At 48.0% G+C, this 5,533-nt stretch carries 7 protein-coding genes; 5 read left to right on the top strand and 2 right to left on the bottom strand.

The genetic code is table 11. From position 1 onward, the window contains the following. The 5 genes from ABY436_RS18605 to slmA all read left to right on the top strand — a co-directional run. A partial coding sequence (locus tag ABY436_RS18605) for a phosphopantothenoylcysteine decarboxylase (RefSeq protein WP_372740423.1) occupies positions 1–244 on the top strand: 244 nt, incomplete at its 5' end. After that, positions 241–696, top strand: a complete 456-nt coding sequence (dut, locus tag ABY436_RS18610; protein ID WP_372740424.1) for a dUTP diphosphatase — start codon at positions 241–243, stop codon at positions 694–696. The genes ABY436_RS18605 and dut, both read left to right, overlap by 4 nt. Before the next feature lie 19 nt (positions 697–715). Further along, positions 716–2,104 carry a phosphomannomutase/phosphoglucomutase gene (locus ABY436_RS18615; RefSeq protein WP_372740425.1) on the top strand — a complete coding sequence of 463 codons (1,389 nt, stop codon included), beginning with the start codon at positions 716–718 and terminating at the stop codon, positions 2,102–2,104. A gap of 27 nt (positions 2,105–2,131) precedes the next feature. Continuing rightward, positions 2,132–3,034: an acetylglutamate kinase gene (argB, locus tag ABY436_RS18620; RefSeq protein WP_372740426.1), complete on the top strand. Its 903-nt coding sequence runs from the start codon at positions 2,132–2,134 to the stop codon at positions 3,032–3,034. 10 nt (positions 3,035–3,044) lie between these two features. After that, positions 3,045–3,668, top strand: a complete 624-nt coding sequence (slmA, locus tag ABY436_RS18625; RefSeq protein WP_372740427.1) for a nucleoid occlusion factor SlmA — start codon at positions 3,045–3,047, stop codon at positions 3,666–3,668. A gap of 5 nt (positions 3,669–3,673) precedes the next feature. On the opposite strand, the gene ABY436_RS18630 is transcribed toward slmA, so the two are convergent. Both ABY436_RS18630 and ABY436_RS18635 read right to left on the bottom strand, forming a co-directional pair. Then, entirely contained in the window at positions 3,674–4,531 is an 858-nt protein-coding gene (locus tag ABY436_RS18630) for a divergent polysaccharide deacetylase family protein (protein WP_372740428.1), read from the bottom strand. After that, a partial coding sequence (locus tag ABY436_RS18635) for a S41 family peptidase (protein ID WP_372740429.1) occupies positions 4,531–5,533 on the bottom strand: 1,003 nt, incomplete at its 5' end. The genes ABY436_RS18630 and ABY436_RS18635, both read right to left, overlap by 1 nt.

Genomic DNA, 5,533 nt, shown 5'->3' on the forward strand with positions numbered 1-5,533 from the left:
CATCGGCTTTGCCGCCGAAACACGCGATGTCATTAGCTATGCCCGAGGCAAACTAGACCGTAAAAACCTGGATATGATTATTGCCAACGATGTGTCTCAGGCTGGTATTGGTTTCAATAGTGACGAAAACGCCGTCACCTTAGTCACTCACACCACTCAAATTGATATTCCGCAAACCAGCAAGCGCCAGTTGGCAACACAGCTTATTGAACAAATATCATTACTATACAAGACAGAAAAATGAAAAAAATACAGGTTAAAATTCTGGACGATCGTATTGGTCAGGCCTTTCCTCTACCCAACTATGCAACACCAGGGTCAGCAGGACTGGATCTACGCGCCTGTCTCAATGAGGCATTGTCCTTGTCACCGGGACAGACTGAGCTGATTCCAACCGGTATGGCTATTCATATAGAAGATCCATCACTCTGCGCGATGATCCTTCCTCGCTCAGGCCTGGGACATAAGCATGGAATCGTATTGGGAAATTTGGTCGGGCTGATCGATTCCGACTACCAGGGACAGCTCTTTGTATCCTGCTGGAATCGTGGCGACACCGCCTTTACCGTTGAGCCAGGTGAACGCATTGCTCAGTTGGTACTGGTGCCGGTGGTTCAGGCTGACTTTGAGATTGTAGACACTTTCACCGATACTGAGCGTGGCGACGGCGGGTTTGGCTCGTCTGGCCGCTCATGACTTTTACAGGGATGACCAAATGACATATACACTCGAGCACCTTGATCAGGAAATTTTCCGCGCTTATGACATTCGCGGCATTGTAGATGAAGCACTGACTGATCCAGTGGTCTATCATCTGGGCCGTGCATTTGCCGCGCAAGCACAACAGCAACAGATTAAAACTGTCGTTGTGGGTGCAGATGGACGTTTATCCTGCCCTCGCTTAAAAGATGTGCTGATTCAGGGATTGCGTGAAGGTGGTGCAGATGTCACAGATGCCGGATATATCCCTACCCCTCTGTTGTACTTCGCTGCCCATCACACCGACAGCCAAACCGGTATTATGATTACCGGAAGTCACAACCCCAGCAATTATAATGGCTTCAAAATGATGCTCGGCGGTAATACTCTGGCAGGTGAAGAGATTCAGGCACTGAAACATCGTATACTGCAACGAGATTACACGCAAGGCAAAGGAGAACTTGGCAAGATAGATATTCGCCCGCAGTACCGCAAGCGTGTCAGCGAAGATATCCGCCTTAAACGCAAACTAAAAGTTGTGATTGATTGCGGAAACGGTATTCCCGGCGACATCGCACCCCGGTTGATTGAACAGCTGGGTTGCGACGTTATTCCACTGTATTGTGATGTGGACGGAAACTTCCCTAACCACCACCCGGATCCAAGCAAACCGGCCAACCTCATTGACTGTATTGCCGCCGTAAAAGAACATAAAGCAGATCTTGGCCTGGCATTTGACGGTGACGGGGATCGCGTTGGTGTTATCACATCCAGCGGCGCCATGATCTATCCGGATCGTGTCATGATGCTGTTTGCAGAGGACATACTACAACGCAACCCTGGCTCGGAAATCATATATGATGTCAAATGCTCTCGCTTATTAGGCGACGTGATCCGCAAAGCGGGCGGGAAAGCAACGATGTGGAAGACCGGCCATTCACTCATCAAACGTAAAATGAAATCATCCGGGGCACTGCTCGCGGGTGAAATGAGCGGCCATATATTCTTCAAAGAGCGCTGGTTCGGTTTTGATGATGGTTTATACAGTGCTGCTCGTTTACTGGAAATATTATCCACCCGCACCGAAACACTCGATGAAATTTTCGCCCACTATCCTGAAGATATCAGCACCCCGGAGCTGAATATTGATGTACGTGATGATAACAAGTTCGGCATTGTCGCTAAGCTCCAGGCACTTGAGTATCCAGACGGTATCGCCAGCCGTATCGACGGTATACGGGTAGATTACCCTGATGGCTGGGGACTGGTCAGGGCATCGAATACCACGCCAGTGTTAGTACTACGCTTTGAAGCAGCCAATGAATCGGCCCTCAAGCGAATTAGGGATCAGTTTCAGGAGCGCTTATTTGCCGTTGATCCAAGCCTCACCATTCCCAACGAATAAGCATTATTTTCAGGAGTAGAAAACGCCATGCCATTAAATCGCCAACAAGCCATGCAGACCGCAGAGGTACTCAGCGAAGCGGTTCCTTATATCCAGCGCTTTGTGGGTAAAACCATTGTGATCAAGTATGGCGGCAACGCCATGACCGATGACAAATTAAAAAATAGCTTCGCACGCGACATCGTCATGATGAAACTGATTGGACTGAACCCTATCGTTGTGCATGGCGGCGGACCACAAATTGGCGACCTGCTGAAAAAGTTAAACATTGAGTCGCACTTCATCAACGGCATGCGAGTCACTGACTCTAAAACTATGGATGTCGTAGAGATGGTACTCGGCGGCATGGTTAACAAAGAGATTGTTGGCCTGATCAATAGCAATGGCGGCAAGGCGATCGGCCTTACGGGTAAAGATGGTCATTTGCTCGGTGCAAGAAAACTCCGGGTAAAACACAAAACACCCGAGATGGAAGCCCCTGAAATCATCGATATAGGCCACGTGGGTGAAGTCGAACATGTCAATACAGCCGTTCTGGACATGCTGGCAGACTCCGACTTTATCCCAGTGATCGCCCCTATCGGTGTAGGTTCTGACGGCGCTTCTTACAATATCAATGCGGATTTAGTCGCCGGTAAAGTGGCTGAAGTACTGAAAGCAGAAAAGCTAATGCTGCTGACCAATATTGCTGGTGTAATGGATAAAGAGGGCAATGTTCTGACCGGTTTATCCACAAAGCAAGTGGACGAACTCATCGCAGACGGCACTATCTATGGCGGCATGCTACCAAAAATTGATTGCGCACTCAGCGCTGTCAAAAGTGGCGTAGTCAGCGCTCATATTATTGATGGCCGTGTTGAGCACTCATGCTTATTGGAAATATTTACCGACGAAGGTGTAGGTACATTAATAACAAACCGCACCCTGTAGCAGGTTTTACATGAGCGAGAGCACAAAAGAAAACTCGAAAGAGAGCACTAAAGTGTCCAGAAGCGAGCAGATTCTCCAAGCGCTCGCCCGCATGCTAGAGTCCAATCACGGCCAACGTATCACTACAGCGGCATTGGCGAAGGAAGTAGGCGTTTCAGAGGCAGCTCTGTATCGCCACTTCCCGAGTAAAGCACGCATGTTTGAAGGCCTGATTGGCTTCATTGAAGAGACTATTTTCTCCCGGGCTAACCTGATCAGCTCATCAAACAGTCCTGCAATACGCCAATGTGAACAGATCCTGACGTTGGTATTGGCTTTTGTTGAACGTAATCCGGGTATGGCGCGCATACTGACCGGAGATGCGCTCGCCGGTGAAACAGAACGGCTGCGGCATCGTGTAAACCAATTTTTTGAACGATTGGAAACGCAATTAAAGCAGATTATGCGTGAGGCAGAGTTTAAAGAAGGTCTACGCACAGAAACCACCGCCGCTATCACTTCAAACCTGCTGATATCAGTCATTGAAGGTCGGATCCGTCAATTTGTAAGAAGCGAGTTCCAACGAAAACCTACTGAAAACTGGAATGATCAATGGCAGCGGCTCGCCATAGGATTGTTTCGAACTGCAAATTAATGAACTTAACACTCATGCTTTTCAGGCAGTTCACAGCCAGATAACAGCTGATTATCAATGAGTTGTTGTGTTTTCGCCAACTCTAGCAGACGCGCTGTTTGTTGCTGCTGCATCAGCAGCGCTGGAGCCGAAACTAATTGTACCCCAGCCTCATCCAATGCCGGAATTGCCTTCTGCAGAAAGGTTGTCGTTATCGGATAAGGATGACCTATTACAATCGCAGTACCATATTTTCGGGCAATTTTCACTGCACGAACAAACTGACGGTTTAAAAATACCTCTGTCTGCTCATGATCGAGAAATATATCCCGGCTTAGCGCAGGCACACCTTCGTTACGCGCTGTATCCCAGGCAACACTTCCCCCTGTTGTTCGACTATCAAGAAAGAAGAGTCCCCGGGACTTGGCGACTTCCATGACCCATTTCATAGGGGTACGCTGGCGTGTTAACAAACTTCCCATGTGGTTATTCAAACCTGTTGCATAGGGAACCGAATCCAGGCCAGCATTTAAGATCTCTTTAAAGCGCGCCTCACTCAGGCCCTGTGTCAGCGCTCCGGGGCCTAATTTCAGATTCTGCGTATTAGCCATGGGCACATGTAACATCACATCTTTACCCAAGCGGTTAGCCGCAAGCGCCAATGACCGACCATAAGCTGAGTGTGGTAATACAGCGTATGTGACGGGCCCGGGTAATGCTAAAGCAGCCTCACCCTCAGCCAGATTATTACCCATATCGTCGATAACAATAACAATGCGCGGCTGAACTATCGCATCCAGAGCTACAGCACCCAGATCATCAGCCAAACTATTAAGGCTGATTGCATAAATACCCCAGGCAAGCCAACGCACAAACAGCATCATTACGAGGAGGTCACTTTACCAACAATCGCTAATGCTTTAAGTAAATTAAGCGCTTCATAGAGTTGATAATCACGCTCTGATAAACTTTTGCCAGCATCCTCGAGCTGTGCATCTTCAGACTCATCAACCTGGCCATTAAACAAGTGCCCTGACAGGTCCTTTTCTTTAGGAAACGCCCTTACTTGTAATTTTTTTAATTCTGCCTCTTCTACCACCACATCCGGCTGAATACCTTGTGCCTGAATTGAACGACCACTGGGGGTAAAGTAGCGTGCCGTGGTTAACTTCAAAGCACGCTGATCGGTCAAAGGCAAAATGGTTTGCACTGAACCTTTACCAAAGCTTGCCGTACCCATAATAACAGCACGTTTATGGTCCTGAAGTGCACCGGCCACGATCTCTGAAGCAGACGCAGAGCCCCCGTTTATCAATACCGCCATGGGCACATCCGCCAACACAATGTCATCTGTCGCTAAAAACTCTGTATCAGCGCTTGATAAGCGGCCTTTTGTATAAACAATCATGCCTTTATTAATAAAAGCATCTACCACTTCAACAGCCGCCTGAAGCACCCCACCTGGATTATTACGCATATCCAACACCAGGCCTTTTATCTCACCTTGTGACTTAATTTTATGTAAAACCTGCTTTAGATCCGAACCGGTATTCCCCTGAAACTGGGTAATACGGATATAGGCATACTGATCACCTAACTTCCGGTGTTTAATACTGGTAACCTTGATGACGTCACGAATAACTTTGATATTTCTTGGCTTTTCCTCACCTTCACGCAAAATAGTGAGAATGATTTCGGTGCCCGGCTTACCCCGCATACGATTAATTGCATCATCCAGGCCCATGCTTTTTACAGGTTCATTATCAATACGGGTAATTAAATCACCGGCTTTAATACCGGCCTTAACCGCCGGTGTATCATCAATCGGAGTGATAACCCGAATGAAGCCATCTTCGAGGCTAATCTCAATACCAACACCGCCAAAC

It is taken from the genome of Neptunomonas sp., assembly GCF_041601355.1.
Taxonomy (GTDB): Bacteria; Pseudomonadota; Gammaproteobacteria; order Pseudomonadales; family Balneatricaceae; genus Neptunomonas.